A 21,616-nucleotide genomic window follows, 5' to 3' on the forward strand; every position below is an offset into this window, starting at 1 on the left:
CGTCGCGGCTGCCCGCGCGGCCGTCGCCGGTCCAGCCACGGCCCCAGAGGAGGAGGACGCATGAGCAGCCACCGCCCGACGCCGCACGGACACACGAGGACCACACCCCCGGGGACCACGCCGGAGAGCCCGGCGCCCCTGCCAGACCCCTGCTGGTGCTGCTGCGCCTGCTGCGGCCGATGGTCCTGCCGATGCTCTGGACCGGCCTGGTCTCCTGGGCGGGATGGCTGGCGCTCATGGCGATCACCGTGATGGGGGCCTGGGGTGTGGGGCATGCCGTGGTGCTCGGGGAGCTGCCGCCGTCGGGGTTCTGGTGGGGACTGGGCGCGGCGGTGGTGGTCCGAGTGCTGCTGACCTGGCACGAGATGGATGTGTCCCATGCCCTGGCCTACCGGGTGCTGGACCTGCTGCGGATGCACCTGTTCGACTCCTATGCCGCCCGTGTGGTGGAGGGCCGACAGGCCCATTCCGGGGACGCCGCCTCCACGGCGCTGACCGACCTGGAGAAGCTGGAGTTCTTCTACGCCCACACCATCGCCCAGATGGCCTCGGCCGTGCTGACCTTCGGGGCAGGTGCTGCGGCGCTGTGGCTGCTGGACGCCGCCATGGGCGCGGCGGTGCTGGCGCTCGGGGCGGTGCTGATGGCCAGCAGCCTGTTCCTGCGACGCCGTATGACCCGGGCTGGCCAGGCGCAGCAGGAGGAGACGAATCGACTCTCGCGGTTCCTCACCGATGTCCTCGGCAACGCCCGGGACGTGCTGAGCTTCTCGCTGGCCGGGAGGATCGTCGAGGAGTCCGCGCGACGCACCGCACGGATCAGCCGCCAGGAGCGCCGCGCGGCGCTGCTGGAGAGCCTCGCCTCCGGCGTCCGGGACCTGCTCACGGTCACCGCGCTGCTGCTGGTGCTCAGCTGGGGCTGCGCCGCGCGGCCGTGCCGGAGTCAGCGGTCGCCCCGGAGATGGTGGCCGCGGCGGTCACCCTGGCGATGATGAGCCTGGCCCCGCTGATCGGTGCCGCCGACACGCTGGGCAAGCTGCATCCGCTGCAGGCCTCCGCCGCGCGGGTGGCCGCGCAGCTCGACGACGCCGGGCCGGCTGGTCCCGACACGACCGCCTCCAGCACGACGCCGCGGGGGCACGACCACGACGACGCCGCACTGCATACCCCTGGTCCCACCCTCGCTGCTCCGGCCCCCTGGGGCGTGCGGGTCAGCGGGCTGAGACACCGCCACCCCGGCCGTGGGGAGCTGCGCTACCCCGAGATCACCGTCCGACCCGGTGAGCATGTGGCCATCACCGGGCCCTCCGGCGTCGGGAAGACCACGCTGATCAATCTGGTGGCGGGGCTGTGGCGCCCCAGTGCAGGCGAGGCGGTGCTGTTCGGCGCCGACGACCCCGAGTCGGGCCGGAGCCCTGAGAAGATTCCCGAGGAGGAGCTCCGCGCACGGGTGGCGGTGGTGGACCAGGAGTCGAGGCTCTTCCGCGGCACCGTGGCGCAGAACCTGCGTCTGGGGGCGCCGGAGGGGGCACTGACGAAAGCCGACCTCCACCACGCCTTGGCCGCCGTCGAAGCCGATGAGTGGATCAGCCTGGACGATGAGCTCGGCGAGACCGGACTGCGACTCTCCGGCGGCCAGCGCGCCAGGCTCTGCCTGGCCCGCGCCCTGGCCCGGCGCCCCGCGCTGCTCATCCTCGACGAGGTCACCGCCAGCCTCGATGCCGAGTCGGAGGCCGACATCACCGCCCTGATCCGCTCCCTGGACTGCACCGTGCTGACGGTCTCGCATCGAGCCAGCACGGTGGCGAGCTCGGATCGGATCATCGCTTTGTGAGCGCCGTCGATCGGGGACCCGGCACGCCCCGGCGCACTCAGCCCCCGTACAGCCCCTCGGCCACCCGCTCGACGGCGTCGATGTTCTGCAGCGAGCCGGGGAACAGGTGGTGGTTCGGCACCGGGATCAGCCGATCCTCCTGGACCGCCTGGACCTCCGGGTGGTTCTGCGCGAAATACTCCCGGGTGGCCTCTTCATGTGCCGCGTCCTCCACGCCGAAGGTGATCGCCTCCGGGTCCCGGGAAGCCAGCTCCTCCGCGCTGATCTGGGCGAAGACGAAGGAGTCGAACTGGTCCTCATCTGGGGAGAAGACGTTCTCCCCGCCGGCCTGGGCGATGATGTCGTACTCCACACCGCCGCCCACCACGGAGAGCGTGTCTCCTTCGACGTAGACCTGCGCCACGGTCAGCGGCTCGGCGCCCTCACTCAGCTCGGCGGCGTCCTCCAGGCGCTCCCGGCCGTCCTCGATGAGTTCCTCCGCAGCCTCCTCGGCGGCGAAGATCTCTCCCAGGTTCTCGATGTCGGTGAACAGGTCCTCCACTGTGCCCTCCGAGCGGCGCTCGAAGCAGCCGCCGGTGGCGATGTAGGACGCCGCCCCGGCCTCGTCGAGCTGCTCGATGCTGGCGAAGCCCTGATCCGCACTGAACTCATAGCTGGTGGGGGCGTAGACGAAGTCCGGCTCCACCTGCAGCAGCACCTCCCGCGACGGCGGCAGGTCATCGCTGAGCTCCTCCGCCGCCCCCAGCTGCGCGCTGACGTCCTCGGGCAGCTCCGAGGAGGAGGTCTGCGCCACACCGACCACCTGGTCCCCCAGCCCCAGCCGCACCAGCAGCTCCGTCTGCGCCGGACTCATCCCGACCGCCCGCTGCGGCGCGGCCTCGAACTCCAGCTCCTGCCCGCAGTTCTCCAGGGCGACGTCGACGGCGGCCGTGCCTCCGTCGTCAGCGCCGGCGGCATCGTCGGAGGCGTCCTGCACCCCGGTCGCAGGCGGTCAGCAGCAGGATCGCGCCCGCGATCGCGGCGAGGCTGAGGCGCCGGGGGCGGGCGGTCGTCGTCATCTGCATGGATGTCCTTTCGATCAGGGGTGGTCGGGCCGTGCTGCGAGGTCGCATCACGGCCGTGTCAGGGCTCAGGCCTCGAGGCGCTCGAAGGCCAGGCGCGTCTGTTCCCGGCCGGGGAGGCGCATGGTGGTGGCGTGCACCCCGAAGGCGGTGCGCACCTGCGCCGCGGTCAGCACCTGCTCCACCGGCCCGTGATCCACCAGCCGTCCGGAGGAGAGCACGGCGGCGTGGTCGCAGTAGGCCAGTGCCAGGTTGAGGTCATGCACGGCGACGATCGCCGTCCGTCCCAGCTCCCGGACGATGTGCAGCAGCTCCATCTGGAAGGCGATGTCGAGGTGATTGGTGGGTTCGTCCAGCAGCAGCGTTCCGGCTCCCTGGGCAAGCGCCCGGGCCAGCAGCACCCGCTGCTTCTCCCCGCCGGAGAGCTCCGCGAAGCCGCGGTCCGCCAGGTGCCCCGCGCGGGCGGTCTCCAGGCTGCGCACGACGACGTCCAGGTCGGCATCGGTGTCCGGGCTGAAGCCGGAATGGTGCACGGAGCGCGCCATCAGGACGATGTCCAGCACGGACTGGCCCATCCCGGCGCTGTCCACCACGGTCTGGGCCTCCTGCGCCATGACGGCGACCCGCCGGGCCACCTGCCGCCGCGGCAGCTGCCACAGGTCCTCGCCGTCGAGGCTCACGGCGCCGGCGTCGGGGCGGATGAGCCGGTAGGCGGTCTTCAGCAGGGTGGACTTCCCCGAGCCGTTGGGGCCCACCAGGGCGGTGACCTGGCCCGCCGGCGCGGTGAAGCTGACGTCGTCGACCAGCCTGCGACCGGCGCGCTCCACGGTGACGCCGTCGAAGCGGAGCCCCTCCCCCGGACCATGCTGCCGGGGGTTCACGCGTCCACCACCTGACGGCGGCGCAGCAGGCCGGCCAGACCCCCACGAGTGCGGCCGGGGCGCAGCAGCCACAGGAAGAACGGGGCCCCGACGGCGGCGGTGAAGATCCCGATGGGCACCTCCGTGGGTGCGGCGGCGGTGCGGGCGCCAGATCCGCGGCCGCCAGGAACAGAGCGCCTCCGAGGACTGCGACCGGCAGCATCAACCGGTGGTCCGAGCCCACCAGCAGCCGGGCGGTGTGCGGGATGATCAGCCGACGAAGCCGATGCCGCCGCAGACCGCCACCACCGAGGCGGTGAGCAGGGCGGCCAACGCCAGGGAACCGAGTCGCAGGGCATGGACGTTGACGCCCAGAGCTGTGGCGGTCTCATCCCCGGCCATCAGCGCGTTCAGACCCCGGGCGTTGAGCGCGGCGAAGACCAGCACTCCCACCAGCACGATCGTCGGCAGCACCAGCTGGCCGAAGGAGGCCGCCGAGAGGCTGCCCAGCAGGAAGAACATCACGGAGAAGACCTGGTGGGCGTCGCCGGTCAGGGTCAGGAAGCTGGTGACCGCGCTGAGCAGCGAGCCCAGCGCCACCCCGGCGAGGATGAGCCGGGTGGGGACCACCACGCCGTCCTGCCGGGCGCAGAGGAACACGGCGCCGGTGGCCGCCAGAGCACCCACGAAGGCGGCCAGGGAGATCGACAGCCCGCCCAGAGCCGCCGAGCCGAAGGAGATGACGGCGACCGCACCCAGGCCCGCCCCGGAGGAGACTCCGAGCAGGTAGGGCTCGGCCAGCGGATTGCGCACCACCGCCTGCATGAGGCACCTGCCAGCGCGAGGCCGGCGCCGCCGATCAGGGCCAGCAGGACTCGGGGGAGCCGGAAGTGCCAGACCGCCTGATCCTCCAAGCCGGTGTAGGTGCCGTCACTCATCCACGGCATGCCGGGGATCAGATGCCCGAGGATCAGGCGCCCGGCATCACTCATGCTCAGGCTGATGGGCCCGGTGGAGACCGAGAGCAGCACGATGGCGACGATGCCGCCCAGCAGCAGGGCCACGATCAGGCGCTGGAAGCGCAGCACCCAGCGGCGAGTGGCGGCCACCCGCCGGCCGGTGCTGCTGAGTGCGTGGTTCTCCACGTACTCCCCCGTGGCGGCCGCCGGGGCGACGGCGAGGGCGGCCTCGACGGAGGGAGCCTCGGCGGAGGGGGCGGGGCCGGCGTCGGCGGAGGGCACGGGGCCCCGGCGCAGATCGGCGGAGAGCATGGGAGGACGCTGGGTCACTCCACCATAGTACGCTGTTGCGAATTATTCTCAACACTGCCGAGCCGGGCGCGGACATCGAGCGAGACGCAGAACCTCAGTTCAGGAACGGGATGAGCACCGAGACCGTCAGCAGCACCAGGGCCCCGCCGATCCGCGAGCTCACCTGCAGGAAGGGCATGAGCTCGAGCCGGTTGGCCGCGGAGACGACGGCGACGTCCCCGGTGCCTCCCATGTCCGTCATGCCCATGCCGATCGCCACCGAGGTCTCGGCGAAGTACATCTTCACCAACCAGCCGAGCGTGCCCGCTACGAGGATCGCGACGACGACGGCGAGCGCCACCAGCACCGGATAGCGCCAGTCGGAGAGCAGCGCGCCCAGCTCGTCGAACTCGAAGTAGGTGATGGAGATGCCCACCAGCAGCGCCGGGGTCAGCGTGGAGGAGACGAAGGCGAACCACGTGGAGACCGCATCCTCGAACGCCTCAGGCACCAGGCCGAAGATCTTGATCAGCGCCGCCAGCAGGATCGTCCAGGCATAGGCATGGATGCCCGGGACGAACTCGGCCACCAATGTGCCCAGCAGGAAGAGCGTGCAGGCCATGGTCAGGCCCACCAGGAGCACCGGGAAGGCCCCCATAGTCGCCTTCGGCTTGGTCGTGAACTGGTCCGTCCGGCCCTGCACGCGGACGATCTGCCCGTTGCCGTTGAAGCCGAGGAAGAACTGCTGGCCCTTATAGGTGATGCCGTTGAAGATGCCGGCGCAGAGGATGGTCAGCACGTTGGCGATGATCACCGCTGGGATCAGCTGTGCCACGTAGGAGCCGGCGTCGCCGCCCATCTGGTCCGCATAGATCCCGGACATCGGGACCACTCCGGCCCCGACGCCTCCACCGATGATCGGCGCGGCGATGAACAGCACGGACTCCCGCAGGCCGAAGCCCAGGGCCGTGCCGACCAGCCCGATCACGGTGAACACCGCGATGATCGTACCCAGCAGCGGCACCGCGATGCGCGCACCGGCCTTGAGCAGCAGCGCCCGCGGCATCCCCAGGATCGAGCCGGCGATGAGGCTGGCGATGTAGAGATCGATGAACCCGATCTGACCGCCGTCGGTGAAGACCTCCATGGTCTCGGCGAAGGAGGTCGGGAACAGGCCCAGATGCAGCAGCACCGCCGGGGTCAGGATGCACAGCACCGTGGGCAGCCCGTAGTTGCGCAGCACCGGCACGCGGCCGCCGATCCAGTTCAGCAGCGCCCCGATGAGGATGACCACCGCGAAGCCGCCGAGCATCGTCGGCGGCAGCGCCCCCAGAGCGGCACAGGCGGCCACGACGGCGAAGAGCACGGCGAACCACCCGATGGGCAGCCCCATGATGCGAGTCCAGCTCTCCGGACGGGCGAACTCGGCGGCAAGCCGGTCCGCGGCGGTGCTCGCGGCCGCACCGGCGGTCCCACTCGCGGCGGTCTCGGCCGACTCGCGGCGCTGGTCGTCGGCACCTCCGACCTGAGCTTCATCGGAGGTCAGCGGTGTCGACTGCGGCGTCGACGGCCGTGTCGACTGCGGCGTCTGGTCCATGGATGTCTCCCCATCGTCATGAGCGCTCCCGCAGCCCGGCCCCACGGATGGATGGCCGTGCTCGCGCGCTCCTGTCATGCATCTCACACACTGTGACGGCCATGACACTAGTCTGCACTTTATAAAATATCAACACAGTGCGCGGAATCACCCTCAGAACGGGCATCCGGAGGCTCGATGCGCATCCAGGAGTCACTTTCCCCTGCACCTCATGGGGCTGACGCGCGTCACCTGGAGGGAGATGTGCCGGAAAGTGACTCCTCAATGAGAGGACGTCACGTGAGGAGGAACAGGAGGGACCCACGGGAGAGCGCCACGGGAAGGAGCCCATGACACGGGCGGCCCCCGACCCCGGCGCTCAGTCCGCGTCGAGGTTCTTCAGGGCGGCCGCGCGGCCGTGATCGATGTGCAGGCGCATCGTCTCTGCGGCGTCGTCGAGCCGTCCCTCCGCCATCGCCTCCACGATGCGGTGATGCTCCTGGGAGGACTGGCTCACCCGGGACTGGGAGCCGTAGAGCCCCAACGAGGGGTAGGGCATGCCGGCCCAGAGCTGATCGATGAACCCCAGCAGCAGGGAGTCTCCGCTGAGCCGGTAGATGGCCAGGTGCAGATCCTCGTTGTTCTCCACCACCTCCAGCGGGGTGGTGGCCTCGTCGCAGGCGAGGACGAGTTCCCGCAGCCGGTCGATGTCGGCCGGCGTCGCCCGCTCTCCCGCCAGACGGACGGCCATCGGCTCCAAGACGCCCCGCAGCCGGTACACCTGCTCGATGCGTGCCGGCGTCAGTTCGGCGATGGAGGTCCCTCGGTGGGGGTCGTGGACCACGAACCCCTCGGACTCGAGCCGGCTCAGCGCTTCCCGCACCGGCGTCAGGCTCATCCCCAGATGCTCGGAGAGCCGCTTGAGGGTGACCCGCTCCCCAGGCTCCAGGTCACCGACCCGGATGCTCTTGCGCAACGAGGCATAGGCCGCGGCCGCCTTGCTGACCGGCCGCACCGAGCCTGATCCGACTCCCAGGCCGGACCCGGAGCCGGGCGACCGCGTCTCCGACGACGCCACAGCTCACCTCACCCGTTCGACAGCAGAATGCGCATCACGCCGCAGCCGGCAGCCGCCCGGAGGGACCCGTGGTGCGGCGTGATCCGCCTGCCAGTCTACGGGCTCGCAGCCCCAGGCTCAGCGCGTCACTGATAGACGTGCGGGGCCAGGATGCCCACGCAGTCCAGGTTGCGGTACTTCTCTGCGAAGTCCAGGCCGTAGCCGACCACGAACTTGTTGGGAATGTCCATGCCCACGTACTTGACGTCGATGTCCACCTTCACAGCCTCCGGCTTGCGCAGCAGGGTGCAGATCTCCACCGAGGCCGGCCCGCGGGACTCCAGGTTGGACTTCAGCCAGGACAGGGTGAGTCCGGAGTCGATGATGTCCTCGGCGATGAGCACATGACGGCCCATCAGGTCGGCATCGAGGTCCTTGAGGATGCGGACGACACCGGAGGACTTGGTGCCGGACCCGTAGGAGGACACCGCCATCCAGTCCATGGTGACGTGGCTGGTCAGGGCGCGCGACAGGTCGGCCATGACCATGCACGCCCCCTTCAGCACACCCACGAGCAAGATGTCCTTGCCCTCGTAGTCCCGATCGATCTGCGCGGCGAGCTCCTTGACGCGCGCGTCGATCTCTTCCTTGGTGTAGAGGACCTCGGTCAGGTCTGCAGTGACGTCCTGGGCGTCCATGAGTGCTGATGCGCTCCTCAGTCTGGGCAGGTGCCGGGCGATGCGCCCGGACGGCAGTAGGCTTCTCCGGCGCAGTGCCGGGCCCTCAGGACTCCGGCGCGGCGGCACCCCGAGGAACGAGGACCAGTTTTCCATAGTCGGGCGAATCGTGCGTGCCCCGGTGGGCCGCGACGTGCCCCTCCAGCTGGATGGGCCCCGCCGACCCCTGCCGGGCCAGCAGGGACTCCACCGCCCTCAGCCTCTCGAAGGACGGCGCCGCCCCGCCGGCGGCCACCACGGCCAGCGCGATCACTCGCCGCCGCAGCGCCGCAGGGGCTTCCGCCAGCCGGTCCAGCGGCAGGCGCAGCCGGCCCACGTCGTCGGGGTCCTCCATCAGCTGGGAGAAGAGATCCTGGGCCTGGGCGTCCAGCAGGTCGGCGTCCTCGGCCGCGATCTGCGCCGTGCGTGCCAGGGCCTGGCGCACCCCGGGCGTCAGCCGTTCCTCCAGCAGCGGGAGGATCTCGGTGCGCACCCGGGAGCGCAGCAGCTGGGGGTCGCTGTTCGCGGGGTCCTGCCACGGGGTCAGCGAGGCCCACCGGCAGATCGCCTCGGTGTCCTCCCGACCGAGCCCCAGCAGGGGACGCCGAAAGGGGCCGCGCACCGCGGGCATGCCCGCCAACGATCGGGTGCCCGAGCCGCGGGCCAGCCCCAGCAGCACCTGCTCGGCCTGATCGTCACGGGTGTGCGCCAGCAACACCCGTGACGCGCCGGTCTGGGCCATCGCCCGGGAGAAGGCCTCGTAGCGGGCCCTCCGGGCGGCGGCTCCGGGCCCTGCGGAGAGTCCGGGTCGACGTCGACGTCAGCTCAGCACGGGCTCCAGGCCCAGCCCGCGCAGCTGGTCCACTGCGGCGGCGGTGACCGCCGCGCTGTCCGGGTGCAGCCGGTGGTCCACGACGTTCTGCGCCCACGGTCGCGTCCCCGCGACGGTGGGGGTGCGCTGCGGCCACCGCGAGCGCCAACGAGTCGGCCCCGCCGGAGCAGGCGACCAGGTTCGGCCGGTCGGGGTCCAGCATCTCTGCGACGGCGCGGCGGGCCGCACCGACCACCGGGGGCAGCGCGGCCATCTCAGCCCTCGGAGTCGGCGTCGAATCCCATGCGGGTGATCCAACGGTCGGGGTCGTGCAGCTCCTCCTCCGTGGGCAGGTGCTCGGCGCTGGTCCAGATCTGATTGAACCGGGCCATGCCGACAGCCTCCACCACGTGGCCGACGAAGCGCTGCCCGTCGGTGTACTGGCGGGCCTTCACGTCCAGCTGCAGCAGCCGACGCACCCAGCGCTCCAGGACGCTGCGGTGCTTGCCGCGCTCCTGGAACCGCCGACGGATGGTCTTCACCGAGGGCACGATGGAGGAGTCGACGGCGTCCATGACGTGGTTGGCGTGGCCTTCGAGCAGGCTCATCACGGCGGTGATCTGCGAGTACGCCTCGCGGGCCTCCTCGCTGCCGATGAGTTCGATGAGTCGGTTGCGCTGCGGTCCGGGGCCCTCGTCGTCGGAGTCCCCGTCAGCACCCGCACCGTCGTGTCCCGCACCGTCATCCTGCGTCCCGGCCGCGGCACGGCCGCGCTGCAGCTCCTCCTTCAGGTGGCGCAGCGCCTCGGCCAGCCGCTCGCCCATCGAGTCCGCCGCCCCCAGGGTGGAGCTGGAGAGCGTCCCGATCAGCCCGAGCAGATGCTCCGGCAGCCAGGGCGCGGCGGCGAACTGCACCCGGTGGGTCTGCTCGTGCAGGCACACCCACAGACGGAAGTCCTCGGGCTCCAGGTGCAGCTCCTGCCGGATCATCACCACATTGGGGGCCACCAGCATGAGCCGGCCGCCGTCGGGGGCGAAGGGGTCGAACTGGCCCAGCACATTGGCGGAGAGGAAGCCCAGCACTGCCCCCAGCTCAGAGCCGGCCACACCGGAGCCGAGGACCTGGCTGGTGCTGCCGGGACGCAGCATCTCCGGCTTCGCCGCCACCGCCTCCTCCAGAGCGGGCGTGAGCAGTCGCCGGAACGAGGCGGCGTTGGCCTTGGCCCAGGTGGCGCGGTCCACGATGAACGTGTCCGAGTTGCCCGCTTCGGAGCCGGCGCCCAGGCCGGCCGCCGCCTCCAGCTCGGTGATCCGGTGGACGTGCTCCACGCTCTCCCATGCCGCTCGGCGCAGCGCGGCGCACCTCGGCTGCCGCCTCACGGGCGCCCAGCCGCGGCCCAGGGGGCACCAGCCGTGCGGCGGACCGTTCGGCGACGTCCCAGGCGATGAGCAGGTCGGCGGGAGAGGACTCAGCGGCAGTGTGCTCCATGGATCCATCACACCACAGGTGGCTGGGCGTCGGCGGTGCCGCAGCTGCTCCCCGCGCCCGACGACGGCGCGCCGCCTGGGGCAGGCGACGACGACGTCGTCGTGTGGACCGCCTCGGGAGGGCGGCGGATCAGCTCGGCTGAGCCGGGGTCAGTGCGCCGGGGTCACTTGCCGTAGCGCTCGATGGACCGCTGCAGCTCCGCCTCGGCGGCCTCGCGGCCCTCCCAGCCCTCGATCTTGACCCACTTGCCGGGCTCGAGGTCCTTGTAGCGGGTGAAGAAGTGCTCGATCTCCTCCTTGAGGAACTCGCCGAGGTCCTCCAGCTCCTGGATGTGGTCGAAGCGCTTGTCGTCGGGGACGCAGACCAGCTTGGCGTCGCCGCCGCCGTCGTCGGTCATGTTCAGCACCCCGATCGGGCGGGCCTCCACGACCACGCCGGGGATCAGGTCGACGCCGGGGATGTAGACCAGGGCGTCCAGCGGGTCGCCGTCCTCACCGAGGGTGTCGTCGAAGTAGCCGTAGTGGGTCGGGTACTGCATCGGGGTGAACAGCACGCGGTCGAGGCGGAGACGGTGGGTCTCGTGGTCGATCTCGTACTTCACCCGGGAGCCGGCGGGGATCTCGATGGTCACATCGCGGGTCAGCGACACAGGGGGCCTCCTTGGGAAAGACGTGGATTGCTCGAAGCCAGCGTACACAGATCACCGGGGCGGGGTGCGCGCACGACGACGCCGGCACCTGCAGCCCTCGCGCCGCCCGGCCGAAACGCACCCTCTCACCAGGATGGGGTCAGGAACTGATGATCAGGGAGACGGCGAGCACCACAGCCAGGATCACGCCGCCGAGCAGGATCGTCTTCGGGTCGGCGAACATGGGGCGTCCGCCGTTGCCTCCCATGTCCGGCAGGCGGCGGTCTCGGTTTCGGTCGTCCATCACACGAGACTCCGCTTTCCCCTCGACGTCGCTCAGGTCTCCTATGACCCTATCCCGTGAGACGCTCGGCTCACTCGGCGTGGACGGTCTCGAAGCTCTCTCCGCCGTCGGTGCTGTGCAGCACGGCCCCCTCGACGGCCACCCACAGCTCATCCGCGTCCACGCCATGGACCGCCTCCGGGTAGCCCTCCGGCAGCTCCGCGGACCCTGGAACCTCGTCCCAGGTGGCGCCGTCGTCGTCGCTGCGGTGCAGCCCCGCGGCCGGGTCCAGGGCATAGAGGGTGCCGTCGGCGGCCCAGTCGGCGATCAGCAGCAGCGGAGCATCCTCCAGGGCCGTGACGCTCTGCCCGCCGTCGGTGCTGAGCATCGGCCCATCCGGGGTCGTGACCAGCAGGGTGTCCGGGTCGCGGGGGTCCACGGCGACGCCGGCCATCGCGGGAACGTCCGGGGACTCCCAAGTCTCGCCGCCGTCGTCGCTGACCATCAGCTGGCCGCCGCTGGTGGAGTCCACCCCGTAGACGCGCTCCCCCACGGCGTCGAGCCCATGGAAGTCCGCCTCCCCGCCGAGGGAGACCTCCTCCCAGGTGGCGCCGCCGTCGGTGGATTCGATGAGCCCCAGGTTCGACGGCGCGTCCTGCCCCTGGCCCGGATGGCCGGAGGCCAGCAGCCGATCCTCGTCCACCACGGTGAAGCCCATGAAGTCCTGGACCTCGGAGACCCGCTCCGGGGCGGCGTCACCCATCCGGAAGAGCCCATAGTGGGTGGCGATCAGCAGCGCACCGTCTGACGGGTCGACCCCCAGGCCGTGGATGTGCTCCATCCGGGCCTCTGACGCCTCGTCGGCATCGGCGTCGTGCCCGGCCATGTCGCCGCCGGGGGCGCCGCCCTCGGGAGCGTCGTCTTCGGGAGCATCATCGCCGCCACCCAGCACCGAGATCAGCACGACGGCGAGGATCAGAGCGATCAGGATCCCCGCTCCAGCCCATCGCAGGGCGCGGGCGGAAGATCGTGCGGGCTGAAGCTGCGCGGGCATGGGTCCTCATTCGATGGGGTGCGACGACAACGGCATGGAATTTCTACGCAGTGTAGTAGATGTGATGCGCGCTACGCTGGAGTGGTGACACCCCCGGACCTGCCGACACTGCTGAGCACGCGACTGCGACTGCGCGCCGTGACGGAGGACGACGCCGCATTCGTCCAGGACCTGTACGCCCGCCCGGAGGTGACCGAGTTCATCGGCACCACCGACTGGGTGGAGACCACCCAGGAGCAGGCCCTGGCCCGCATCCACCGGTACCGGGCCGCAGCCGGACGAGCGGCAGGGATCTGGCTGGTCGAGACGGTGGAAGGCCGACGGCCGCTCGGGTTCGCCCTGCTCAAGCCCATCCCCTGGTCCGTCCGCCTGGCCGACACCCGCGCCCAGGCAGGCCTCGCCCAGGACACCGAGATCGGCTGGCACCTGCACCCCGACGCCTGGGGCCACGGCTACGCCACCGAGGCGGCGCGCGCCCTGCTGGCCCACGCCCGGCGCCACGGGCTCACGGAGGTGGTCGCGGTGACCCATCCGCGAAATCTGGCCTCACAGCGGGTCGCCGCACGGATCGGGATGGTCCACCAGGGCACCACCGACCGCTACTACGACACCACCTGCGAGCTGTTCACGCTCACGCTCTGAGCCCTCACGCTCTAAGTCCTCACGCGCGGCGCCGTATGTGCCGCCGAATGGGTCCCAGATATCCACAACTCGGCTCGATCGACTCGAGTTTCCACAACGTCCGACCAACTCGGCCAGGGCGGAGAGCCCGGAGCCCCGTCCGGAGCCCCGCCTGAAGCCTCGGCCGCATCACCCACTAGGTATCACGAGCCCGGCATCACGAGTCCGGCATCACCAGCTCCGCGACCAGCTGCCGAGCCAGCGTCTTCCCAGCGCCGCGGACCCGCGGCAGCAGGACCCGACGCGGCACGCCGGACTCCGGGAACGCCCCGTTGATGCGCAGCTCAGCGCCCACCCGCTGGATGTCCACCCGGCCGATCATCCTCCCGCCGGAGAGCACGCCCATCACATAGTGCCCGTACACCCGCTTCGCCCGCGGGACATAGGCCTCGAAGAGGTAGTCGAAGCCGAACACCCGGCGCGCCCGGCCACGGTCACGCAGCAGCGGGTCGAAGGGGCCGATGAGCCGCGCCTCCCGCGGTACGCCCCACTGCTGACGGGCCCCGCCCACGCCGTCACCTACTCGACGGCGGTGTGCGCGGCATGCGCGGCCGGTCCAGGCAGCACGCCCTGGGCCGTGGGGTCGGGCAGCTCACCGTCGAGAAGCTCCGGCAGGCAGTACGCCTCGTGCCGGGCATCCCACCCCTCGACCTCCTCGACCTCCAGGGGTACGAGCCCAGCGAGCGCGATGCCAGCCGCAGCGTCCTCGGCGGTGAGGTGGTAGTGGTGGGCGAAGTCCGCCCGGGTCATCACCGCCAGGTTGGCTGCGGCACGGCGGGCCAGGGCGGCACGCAGCTCGTCATCGGGCAGCTCCGCGGCCTCCCGCACCTGGGCGGGCAGAGCCCGCTGGGGGAGGTCGAACAGCCGGGTGGTGCCGTCCCGGGCGGTGATCACCAGCTCCCCGGTGCGGACCATCAGCTCGGCGACGACCTTGACCTGCGTCCAGTTCCAACCGGTGGTCCGCTCACCGTCGCCCACCTGCGACTCGATGGCGCCGATCTGCACGCCGCGCCCCGCCTCGGAGACGACCTGGCGGATCTGCTCCACCATCGCGACCGGCATCTCCCGACGATGCCCGGCGGCCTGACGCTCTCTCCGCAGCCGCAGCAACGGCCAGTCCTCGATCGGAAAGACGCAGGCCACCTTGGTGAAGGACTCGAAGGCGGCCACACGTCCCTGTGGCCACAGGGAGCCGTCGACGTCGTCGGCCCGGTGCGTGCGGGGCAGACGGGTCAGGCAGGTGAGCCGCTGGGCGGTGGAGACCCGCATCAGTGGGTCGAGTTGGATCAGGCCGATGTCCCGCAGCACGTCGGCGGCATCGGTGGCGAAGCCGCTGTCCCGCAGGCCGGCGTCGGCGCCGTCGACGGGAGGGATCCGCTGCGCGGCCACGACGGCGCGACGCACCCAGTCCCGGGAGACGCTGACCGGGCGGGCCGACGTCGCCGGTGCGCGCACGGGCCGCGGGGCGGGAGAGGTCCGGACGGACGAGTCACTGGATGTCTGCACATCCTCATCCTGCCGCATCCCTCTGCCACATCCGCCACAGATCGTCCCTCTGTGAGAGATCGTCTCGACATAGAGCGGCGATCTCTCATGGAGAGACGATCTTCTGCGCACGGCGCGCCCGATCCTCTGCGCACGGCTCAGCCGTCGAAGAACGCCCGCAGCCGGTCCGACCCCTGGACCTGGACCTCCCAGTCCGGGCGCACCAGATCGGCGGCCGGCAGCCGGTAGTCGTCATGCCACTGCGCCTGCTCCGCGTGGGCGTCCGGCACGCGGCTGCGTCCCACCACCTGGTAGCCGAGCCCGAGCGACACCCGCCGCGAGCGCTCGTTCCACTCATAGGCCCCGGAGGCCGCGTACTCGGCCCCGAAGTGGTCGAACGCCCAGAGCAGCATGCCGGCGCGCATCTCCCGGCCGTAGCCGTTCCCCTGCGCATCGGCGCGCAGCCAGCTGCCGGACGTGACGGTCCGCAGCACCGGCCAGTGCTCAGCGCCGCAGTCCTGCATGCCGATCAGCCGCTCCCCGTCACGCACGACGCCGGCGGCACCGTCAGCGGCAGGGGCGCCGTCAGCGCCGTCGTCAGCGGCGGCCTCGGGCTTGAGGAACACGCCCAGCATCAGCAGCCAGGACGTCGGCCCGATCTTCTCCCGACTGGACCACAGCCAGGGCAGCGACGCACGCACCAGCTCCTCGGGCGACTTCTCGTTCCAGGCATGCGCGAAGGGGTTCCGTTCGGTCCGCGTCACACCGGAGGTCGCGGCGGCCACGTAGTCCGGGAAGTCGGTCTCCCGGATCACGCGCAGGGCGAGCCGCGGGGTGTCGATGCGGAGCCCGAACGGGGGCCAGATCTCCTCCAGGGACTGGGCGGAGTCATCGGAGCGGATGCTGAAGCGAGACATCCCCCCCCATCCTGCCTCACCGCTCAGCCTCACCGTCCAGCATCACCGCTCAGAGAGCCGGAACCTCAGCCGATAGGGGTCCAGCAGGGACGGCATCTCCTTCTCCCGCCCCAGGCTGTGCGAGAGCAGGTCCACTTCGCGGCTCTCCAGCACCCGGGCCAGCAGGCTGGAGGTCACCAGCAGCACCAGCTGCCGCCCCGGACAGATGCCCGTCCCCAGGCTGAACGGCATCAGCGGCCAGGCCTCCCCGTCGGCGTCCCGCTGCGGGTCTCCCTGCGCGTCCCGACGCAGCCCCTCCTCCCAGACCTCCGGGGCGAAGCGGTGGGCGAAGTCCAGGTTCCGCTCGTCACGGTGGAAGTAGGGCGCGAAGATCAGCACCGAGACGCCGGCGGGCATGATCCCGTGCTCGAACTCCACCTCCATGGTGGTCTCGCGCAGGATCAGCGGGGTGGTGGGCCACAGGCGCAGAGCCTCCAGCACCGTGGCGCGGAGCAGCTCCAGTCGGGCCACTCCCCCGCCGGATTCGTCCTCGGCCTGCAGGCGCACGCTGCGCAGCCGCGCCGGATGCGAGGCCAGCAGCGCCAGCGCCCGGAACGTGGCCATGCCGGCGGGGTCGAAGGCGAAGAGCCACTGCGGCACCTGGTGCTCCGGTCGGCCGCCGTCGGCATCCAGGGCCCCGTCCGCGTCCTGCTCCTGGGCCTGCGCCATGACGGCGGCCAGGCTGCCGGGCTCGGCACGGTCCAACGCGTCGCGGATCCGGTCCAGGAAGTCTTCCCGAGCCTCGTCGTCCACCGGACGCAGGAAGGCGAGGTTCCCGCGCTCACGCAGCTCGTCCAGCAGCGTGGTCAGCTCCTCGTCGTCGCGGGCGAAGTCACCGAGCACCAGCCGCCGCACGATCCGGAACCACGCGCTGCTGAACCGCTCCCAGTCGAGGGCGCCGCCGTCGTCGTCGGCCTCGGCGAGCATCTGGTCGGCCTCTTGGTGGACCACAGGAAGGAAGGACTCCGCCATCCGATGCACCGGATGCTCCGGTTCGAGGACCGCTTCGTTGAGCCGACGCCGCACCGCCCGGTCCCCGCCGTGGGAGATCAGTGAGACCCCCGGCTGGAAGTGCTGCAAGGCATGGCGCTTGAGGGTCTCCGCGGCGGCGAACGGCTCCGGGGTGCGGTCCAGGATCCGGTGCACATGCTCCGGGTCCAGCACCAGCGCCAGCGGCCGGCCGGGCAGCGGCACCAGCAGAGGTCCTCGGCCGTACTTCTCCGCCAGCGCCTGCACCCGGCGCACCGCACGGCCCTCCAGGTCGAGCCGTTCGACGGCGGCCACGACGCCGGGCCGTCGCGTGATCGGCCCCTTCGCCGCCATGGGGGTGAGCACCTCGGCGAGGATCTGCAGCGTCTCGGCCGGCGTCGCGCGCGGCAGCGGGTTCTGCACCGAGCTGGGGGTCGGCGGGGTCCCGATGGTTCGAGGCCCCGGGGTATGAGCCTCGGACGACCGCTTCTCGGGGACAGGGGGATGCTGGGTCATGTCAGGCACCTCTCACAGGGGTGTCTCGGGGTCGGTCTCCGGCATGCGGCGCCGCGCTCCAGGCGTTCGGCGCCTCCTCGCCCCGGCGGGGCCGGGGCGGCGTCCCTCCTCCTCAGCCAGGGTAGATCGAGTCAGCGCCTCAGGACAGGCCCTGCGGCCTGAGGTCACCGTGACGGGGGTCTCACGCGAGTAGCATGTCAGGCATCACTGGCATCGTGTCCCGGGGGCTCAGTGTGGAGCCTGCCCGAGAGAGAGTAGGGAGATCATGGACGGGCCCAATGCACTCATCCTGGCCGTCATCGGTGTGACGATGATGCTGGCCGGGTACTTCCTGTACTCCAGGTTCCTGGCCAAGAAGGTCTACAAGCTCAATGCGGAGTTCAAGACGCCGTCGCATGAGTTCCGCGACGGCGTGGACTTCCTCCCCACCAACAGGTATGTCCTGTGGGGCCACCACTTCACCTCCGTGGCCGGAGCGGCACCCATCGTGGGTCCGGCGGTCGCGGTGATCTGGGGCTGGCTGCCCGCCTTCCTGTGGGTGACCATCGGCACCGTGTTCATCGCCGGCATGCACGACTTCGGCGCCCTGTGGGCCTCGGCCCGCAACAAGGGCCGCTCCATGGGGGCGCTGTCCGGCACCTACATCGGCAACCGGGGGCGCAACCTGTTCCTGGTGGTCATCTTCCTGCTGCTGCTGATGGTCATCGCCGCGTTCGCCGTGGTGATCTCCGGCCTGCTGGTCTCCCAGCCCACGGCAGTGATCCCCACCTGGGGCGCGCTCATCGTCGCCCTGCTGGTGGGGCAGGCGATCTACCGGCTGCGCTGGAACCTCGTGGCGATCAGCTCGGTGGGCGTCGTCGCGCTCTACGGGCTGATCCTCGTCGGGGACCGCTACCCGGTGGAGCTGCCCGAACAGTTCATGGGCCTGGCCCCGGAGGGCCAGTGGATCGTGCTGCTGTTCGTCTACGCGGCCATCGCCTCGCTGCTGCCCGTGTGGGTGCTGCTGCAGCCGCGGGACTTCATCAACGGCATCCAGCTGTTCATCGGCCTGGGCATCATCTACGGCGCCGTGCTGCTGGCCACCCCCACGGTGGTCGCCCCGGCCTACAACCAGCATGTCCCTGAGGGGACGCCGGGCATCGTGCCGCTGCTGTTCGTCACCATCGCCTGCGGGGCGATCTCCGGGTTCCATGGGATCGTCTCCTCCGGCACCAGCGCCAAGCAGCTGGACCGCGAGACCGACGCCCGGTTCGTGGGCTACTTCGGCGCGGTCGGCGAGGGTCTGCTGGCCCTGGGGGCGATCATCGCCACCACGGCGGGCTTCCAGACCATCGCTCAGTGGGAGGAGGTCTACGAGTCCTTCGGCGCCGGCGGCGTTCCCGCCTTCGTGGAGGGTGGGGCCTCCATCATCAACTCCGGACTGGGCCTGCCGGCCGGTCTGTCCGCCACCATCCTGGCCACGATGACGGTGCTCTTCGCCGCCACCACCTTGGACACCGGGGTGCGCCTGAAGCGATTCGTGGTGCAGGAGATCGGGCAGATCGCCGGAGTGCGGATCGGCACGGGCCCGGCGACGGCGATCGTCATCGTCATCTGCGCGGCGCTGACGTTCTCCCAGGGCGCGGACGGCGCGGGCGGCCTGACCATCTGGCCGCTGTTCGGCACCACCAACCAGCTGCTCGCCGGCCTGACGCTGACCATCCTGACCGTGATCCTGATCCGGAAGGGCCGCCCGTTCCTGCCGGTGCTGGTCCCGGCGGTCTTCGTGCTGGCCATGACGATCTACGCGGCGCTGGTGCAGCTGTTCGACCTCTTCGCCGACGGCGAGTGGCTGCTGTTCACCCTGGACGTGGTGATCATCGTGGCGGCCCTGTGGGTGCTGGTCGAGGCCGTCATCGCCATGGGGCAGGCACGCCGCGGGGAGAGGGAGCCGGAGGACGACGTCGCTCTCACCCCCGAGCAGCGGCTGCCGCTGGACCGGTGACGCTCCTGGCGGGGCTGCGGGCCCGGCTGCGCGGGGTCGAAGCGGGGCTGCGGGAGTTCTACGTGGCCCCGTACCGGCGCACGTTCGCGCGCGCCCAGCGCGACGAGGAGGACCTGTTCATGATGCTGGTACTCTCCGAGGCGCTGGGCGTGCCCAACCCTGCCTCCGGCACCACGTTGGAGCTGCTGCCGGAGATGCTGGACCGGATGCACCAGTGGCATCTGCGGATGGGGATGGACCGCTCCCCGTTCGAGGAGCAGCTGGCCTGCTGCTGATCGGACCGCGGCTCGCCCTGCACCCCTGACCGCACAGCCCTGACCACACAGCCCTGACCACTGGAAGGACGCCTCGGATGCTGCTCGACCTCGCCCGGGATCGCCGCGTGCTGTTCATCGGCGGCAAGGGCGGGGTCGGGAAGACGGCGGTGGCCTCCACGACGGCGCTGCACAGGGCCCAGCACAGCGCCCCGCAGGGTGCAGCGCGACAGGGCACCCAGCAGGGCGCCCGTGTCCTGGTGGTCTCCACGGACCCGGCGCATAATCTCGGACACCTGTGGGAGCGGGAGGTCGGCGATGAGGTCGTCACGCTCTGGGAGGACTGCGGCGCCCCTCCGGAAGTCCGTCCGGCTCGCCTGGACGGCGTGGAGATCGACCCGGAGGCCACCACGGCCGCGCATCTGGCCGACGTGGGAGAGACGCTGCGGAGCATGATGCCGGCGCATCTGCACGGAGAGGTGGACAAGCATCTGCGGCTCGCCGCCCGCTCTCCGGGCACCCATGAGGCCGCCATCCTGGAGCGGATCGCGGCCCTGCTGCAGGATCACGGCGAGGACCACGACCTCATCGTCTTCGACACCGCGCCCTCCGGCCACACCGCCCGGCTGATGGCTCTGCCGGAGATCATGACCGCCTGGACCGAGGGGCTGCTGGATCGGCGCACCAGGGCTGAGCGGTTCGGCGCCGCGGTGCGCGCCCTGGACGGCGACGACGCCCCGGACGGGTCCTCGGCCGCGGCGCGCGACCGCCGGATCCGTCAGGTGCTCACCCGCCGTCGGAACCGCTTCGAGGCGATGCGGCAGGTCCTGTCCGACGCCTCCCGGTGCAGCTTCGTGATCGTGCTGACCGCCGAGCGGCTGCCGGTGCTGGAGTCCGTGGAGCTGCACGCCCAGCTGACCGAGACCGGGGTCGACGTCGGGGGCTTCGTGGTGAATCGGCTCGCGCCCCGTGACGCCGGCGACTTCCTGGCCGCACGTCGGGACCAGGAGCAGCGGCACCTCGACGAGCTGGGACGTCGGGTGCCCGGCGCCGTCGTCGACACCCTGCCGCTGCTGCGCGGCGACCTGGTCGGCGTCGCGGCCCTGGAGCGCCTCGGTGAGCACCTGCGCTGACGCCCCACGGCACCCCCGTTCCACCTCGCCCGCCCCACCACATCGGCTCCGGTGCCGTGGGCGGAATACGGGCACTCACGCGAGGTTCAGCGACAAGATCTCCGAGCTCGACGCAGCACGGAGGATCAGTCCTCCAGGATGCTGGTGAGCACGTCCACCAGGCCGTCCTCGTCCACATGGCCGGTGACCTCGTCCGCGACGGCCTTGACCTCCTCGGGGGCCTGGCCCATCGCCACCCCGCGGGCGGCCCAGGCGAGCATCTCGATGTCATTGCGGCCGTCCCCGCAGGCCACCGTGGCCTCCAGAGGTGCGTCGAGCTTGCCGCGCAGCCATTCCAGCGAAGAGGCCTTGGTGACGCCGGCGGCGGCGATGTCCAACCAGGCGGACCAGCCCACCGAATAGGTCACACCCTGCAGCCCGATCCCCTCCACCGCGGCGGCGAACTCGTCGGCGGTGGAGTCGTCGGAGTTGACCACCAGGCGCACCGCCTCGGCCCGGCGCATCTGCCGCAGGCTGGTGCCCTGGGCCTGCAGGCCGAAGGACATGTCCTGGAACCGCTCGGTGGACAGGAACGTGCCCTCCGAGGTCTCGATGGCGTACTTCGCATTGGGCAGCCGCTCCTGCAGAGCGTCCAGGGCGGGTGCGGGGTCGAAGATCCGGCGGTCGATGACCTCGTAGCCCTCGGACTGTTCCAGATCGATCCTGACCGTCACGCCCCCGTTGCTGCACACCGCATAGCCGTGCGTGACGCCGAGCATCTCGACGATCGGCAGCGTGGCCGGCAGCGACCTCCCGGTGGACACCACCACGGTGTGGCCGTCGGCGACGACGGCGCGTCCCGCCTGCCGAACGGCCTCGGACATGTGACCATCATGATTGACCAATGTGCCGTCGACGTCGAGGCAGACCATCGCCCGGCCCTGCTGGTGGACGAACGTCCCACCCAGGCCCGCCGCGGGGATGGAGAAGTCGGTGGTGTCATCGGTTCGGATGCTTGAGTTCATATCGCTGCCTGTAATGTCT

23 protein-coding genes and 1 pseudogene are annotated in these 21,616 nt (G+C 71.0%); 7 read left to right on the forward strand and 17 right to left on the reverse strand.

Going from position 1 to position 21,616, the window contains the following annotated elements; genetic code table 11:
• On the forward strand, nt 1-989 hold a 989-nt coding region (locus tag BCY76_RS11045; RefSeq protein WP_272896839.1), incomplete at its 5' end, for an ABC transporter transmembrane domain-containing protein.
• Entirely contained in the window at nt 932-1,831 is a 900-nt protein-coding gene (locus BCY76_RS11050) for an ATP-binding cassette domain-containing protein (protein ID WP_139827750.1), read from the forward strand. The genes BCY76_RS11045 and BCY76_RS11050, both read left to right, overlap by 58 nt.
• 37 nt (nt 1,832-1,868) lie before the next feature.
• On the opposite strand, the gene BCY76_RS11055 is transcribed toward BCY76_RS11050, so the two are convergent.
• From BCY76_RS11055 to BCY76_RS19395, 4 genes and pseudogenes are all read right to left on the reverse strand, one after another.
• On the reverse strand, nt 1,869-2,807 hold the full coding sequence (locus BCY76_RS11055) for an ABC transporter substrate-binding protein (RefSeq protein ID WP_201791119.1): 939 nt from the start codon (nt 2,805-2,807) through the stop codon (nt 1,869-1,871).
• Between the two features lie 153 nt (nt 2,808-2,960).
• On the reverse strand, nt 2,961-3,773 hold the full coding sequence (locus tag BCY76_RS11060; RefSeq protein WP_085437682.1) for an ABC transporter ATP-binding protein: 813 nt from the start codon (nt 3,771-3,773) through the stop codon (nt 2,961-2,963).
• On the reverse strand, nt 3,770-3,892 hold the full coding sequence (locus BCY76_RS19960) for a hypothetical protein (protein ID WP_272896840.1): 123 nt from the start codon (nt 3,890-3,892) through the stop codon (nt 3,770-3,772). The genes BCY76_RS11060 and BCY76_RS19960 overlap by 4 nt, the downstream gene beginning before the upstream one ends.
• Before the next feature lie 86 nt (nt 3,893-3,978).
• Nucleotides 3,979-4,744: pseudogene (locus tag BCY76_RS19395) on the reverse strand (FecCD family ABC transporter permease); the annotation flags it as partial.
• A 10-nt stretch (nt 4,745-4,754) separates the two neighbouring features.
• On the opposite strand from BCY76_RS19395, the gene BCY76_RS18145 reads away from it, so the two are divergent.
• Nucleotides 4,755-5,051, forward strand: coding sequence for a hypothetical protein (locus BCY76_RS18145; RefSeq protein WP_170922668.1), 297 nt, complete (start codon nt 4,755-4,757; stop codon nt 5,049-5,051).
• 66 nt (nt 5,052-5,117) lie between these two features.
• On the opposite strand, the gene BCY76_RS11070 is transcribed toward BCY76_RS18145, so the two are convergent.
• The 8 genes from BCY76_RS11070 to BCY76_RS11100 all read right to left on the reverse strand — a co-directional run bounded on the left by BCY76_RS11070 (nt 5,118) and on the right by BCY76_RS11100 (nt 12,615).
• The gene (locus BCY76_RS11070; protein WP_170922669.1) at nt 5,118-6,599 is read right to left on the reverse strand and encodes a 2-hydroxycarboxylate transporter family protein; all 1,482 of its coding nucleotides are present in this window, start codon (nt 6,597-6,599) and stop codon (nt 5,118-5,120) included.
• 358 nt (nt 6,600-6,957) lie between these two features.
• Entirely contained in the window at nt 6,958-7,593 is a 636-nt protein-coding gene (locus tag BCY76_RS11075; protein WP_170922670.1) for a GntR family transcriptional regulator, read from the reverse strand.
• A 188-nt stretch (nt 7,594-7,781) separates the two neighbouring features.
• Complete coding sequence (gene hpt / locus BCY76_RS11080) at nt 7,782-8,333, reverse strand: hypoxanthine phosphoribosyltransferase (RefSeq protein ID WP_070159109.1); 552 nt, start codon at nt 8,331-8,333, stop codon at nt 7,782-7,784.
• 85 nt (nt 8,334-8,418) lie between these two features.
• A complete protein-coding gene (locus tag BCY76_RS11085) occupies nt 8,419-9,093 on the reverse strand; it encodes a tRNA lysidine(34) synthetase (protein ID WP_237090108.1) in 675 nt (224 codons plus the stop codon).
• Nucleotides 9,094-9,437: 344 nt separating this feature from the next.
• Nucleotides 9,438-10,541 (reverse strand): zinc-dependent metalloprotease, encoded by a 1,104-nt coding sequence (locus BCY76_RS11090; RefSeq protein ID WP_336582165.1) that lies wholly within the window; start codon nt 10,539-10,541, stop codon nt 9,438-9,440.
• A 272-nt stretch (nt 10,542-10,813) separates the two neighbouring features.
• Complete coding sequence (gene ppa, locus BCY76_RS11095; RefSeq protein WP_070162589.1) at nt 10,814-11,293, reverse strand: inorganic diphosphatase; 480 nt, start codon at nt 11,291-11,293, stop codon at nt 10,814-10,816.
• 145 nt (nt 11,294-11,438) lie between these two features.
• Entirely contained in the window at nt 11,439-11,582 is a 144-nt protein-coding gene (locus BCY76_RS18150; protein WP_170922671.1) for a hypothetical protein, read from the reverse strand.
• 70 nt (nt 11,583-11,652) lie between these two features.
• Nucleotides 11,653-12,615: a F510_1955 family glycosylhydrolase gene (locus BCY76_RS11100; RefSeq protein ID WP_070162576.1), complete on the reverse strand. Its 963-nt coding sequence runs from the start codon at nt 12,613-12,615 to the stop codon at nt 11,653-11,655.
• A gap of 84 nt (nt 12,616-12,699) precedes the next feature.
• Between BCY76_RS11100 and BCY76_RS11105 the strand changes: the two genes are divergently transcribed.
• The gene (locus BCY76_RS11105) at nt 12,700-13,257 is read left to right on the forward strand and encodes a GNAT family N-acetyltransferase (RefSeq protein WP_237090109.1); all 558 of its coding nucleotides are present in this window, start codon (nt 12,700-12,702) and stop codon (nt 13,255-13,257) included.
• A gap of 196 nt (nt 13,258-13,453) precedes the next feature.
• On the opposite strand, the gene BCY76_RS11110 is transcribed toward BCY76_RS11105, so the two are convergent.
• The 4 genes from BCY76_RS11110 to BCY76_RS11125 all read right to left on the reverse strand — a co-directional run bounded on the left by BCY76_RS11110 (nt 13,454) and on the right by BCY76_RS11125 (nt 17,222).
• Complete coding sequence (locus BCY76_RS11110) at nt 13,454-13,807, reverse strand: DNA glycosylase AlkZ-like family protein (protein WP_085437688.1); 354 nt, start codon at nt 13,805-13,807, stop codon at nt 13,454-13,456.
• Nucleotides 13,808-13,815: 8 nt separating this feature from the next.
• On the reverse strand, nt 13,816-14,802 hold the full coding sequence (locus BCY76_RS11115; RefSeq protein WP_139827751.1) for a DNA glycosylase AlkZ-like family protein: 987 nt from the start codon (nt 14,800-14,802) through the stop codon (nt 13,816-13,818).
• A gap of 137 nt (nt 14,803-14,939) precedes the next feature.
• Nucleotides 14,940-15,698, reverse strand: coding sequence for a GNAT family N-acetyltransferase (locus BCY76_RS11120; RefSeq protein WP_070162572.1), 759 nt, complete (start codon nt 15,696-15,698; stop codon nt 14,940-14,942).
• A gap of 42 nt (nt 15,699-15,740) precedes the next feature.
• Nucleotides 15,741-17,222 (reverse strand): cytochrome P450, encoded by a 1,482-nt coding sequence (locus tag BCY76_RS11125; RefSeq protein ID WP_083277803.1) that lies wholly within the window; start codon nt 17,220-17,222, stop codon nt 15,741-15,743.
• Between the two features lie 265 nt (nt 17,223-17,487).
• On the opposite strand from BCY76_RS11125, the gene BCY76_RS11130 reads away from it, so the two are divergent.
• From BCY76_RS11130 to BCY76_RS11140, 3 genes are all read left to right on the forward strand, one after another.
• Nucleotides 17,488-19,206: a carbon starvation CstA family protein gene (locus BCY76_RS11130; protein ID WP_070162570.1), complete on the forward strand. Its 1,719-nt coding sequence runs from the start codon at nt 17,488-17,490 to the stop codon at nt 19,204-19,206.
• Nucleotides 19,203-19,481, forward strand: a complete 279-nt coding sequence (locus BCY76_RS11135) for a cory-CC-star protein (protein WP_237090110.1) — start codon at nt 19,203-19,205, stop codon at nt 19,479-19,481. Before BCY76_RS11130 ends, BCY76_RS11135 begins: the two co-directional genes overlap by 4 nt.
• A gap of 77 nt (nt 19,482-19,558) precedes the next feature.
• Complete coding sequence (locus tag BCY76_RS11140) at nt 19,559-20,593, forward strand: ArsA family ATPase (protein WP_085437690.1); 1,035 nt, start codon at nt 19,559-19,561, stop codon at nt 20,591-20,593.
• 125 nt (nt 20,594-20,718) lie between these two features.
• On the opposite strand, the gene BCY76_RS11145 is transcribed toward BCY76_RS11140, so the two are convergent.
• Nucleotides 20,719-21,597, reverse strand: coding sequence for an HAD family hydrolase (locus tag BCY76_RS11145; protein WP_083277802.1), 879 nt, complete (start codon nt 21,595-21,597; stop codon nt 20,719-20,721).
• Between the last annotated feature and the right edge of the window lie 19 nt (nt 21,598-21,616).

It is taken from the genome of Nesterenkonia sp. PF2B19 (assembly GCF_001758425.2).
GTDB lineage: Bacteria > Actinomycetota > Actinomycetes > Actinomycetales > Micrococcaceae > Nesterenkonia > Nesterenkonia aethiopica.

Excerpts from the sequence above, each read along its gene's own strand:
- BCY76_RS18145 (WP_170922668.1), top strand. The coding sequence starts at position 4,755 with ATGGGCCCGGTGGAGACCGAGAGCAGCACGATGGCGACGATGCCGCCC.
- BCY76_RS11085 (WP_237090108.1), bottom strand. The coding sequence starts at position 9,093 with ATGGCCCAGACCGGCGCGTCACGGGTGTTGCTGGCGCACACCCGTGAC.
- hpt (WP_070159109.1), bottom strand. The coding sequence starts at position 8,333 with ATGGACGCCCAGGACGTCACTGCAGACCTGACCGAGGTCCTCTACACC.
- BCY76_RS11125 (WP_083277803.1), bottom strand. The coding sequence starts at position 17,222 with ATGACCCAGCATCCCCCTGTCCCCGAGAAGCGGTCGTCCGAGGCTCAT.
- BCY76_RS11130 (WP_070162570.1), top strand. The coding sequence starts at position 17,488 with ATGGACGGGCCCAATGCACTCATCCTGGCCGTCATCGGTGTGACGATG.
- BCY76_RS11145 (WP_083277802.1), bottom strand. The coding sequence starts at position 21,597 with ATGAACTCAAGCATCCGAACCGATGACACCACCGACTTCTCCATCCCC.
- BCY76_RS11100 (WP_070162576.1), bottom strand. The coding sequence starts at position 12,615 with ATGCCCGCGCAGCTTCAGCCCGCACGATCTTCCGCCCGCGCCCTGCGA.
- BCY76_RS11070 (WP_170922669.1), bottom strand. The coding sequence starts at position 6,599 with ATGGACCAGACGCCGCAGTCGACACGGCCGTCGACGCCGCAGTCGACA.
- BCY76_RS18150 (WP_170922671.1), bottom strand. The coding sequence starts at position 11,582 with ATGGACGACCGAAACCGAGACCGCCGCCTGCCGGACATGGGAGGCAAC.
- BCY76_RS11140 (WP_085437690.1), top strand. The coding sequence starts at position 19,559 with ATGCTGCTCGACCTCGCCCGGGATCGCCGCGTGCTGTTCATCGGCGGC.
- BCY76_RS11120 (WP_070162572.1), bottom strand. The coding sequence starts at position 15,698 with ATGTCTCGCTTCAGCATCCGCTCCGATGACTCCGCCCAGTCCCTGGAG.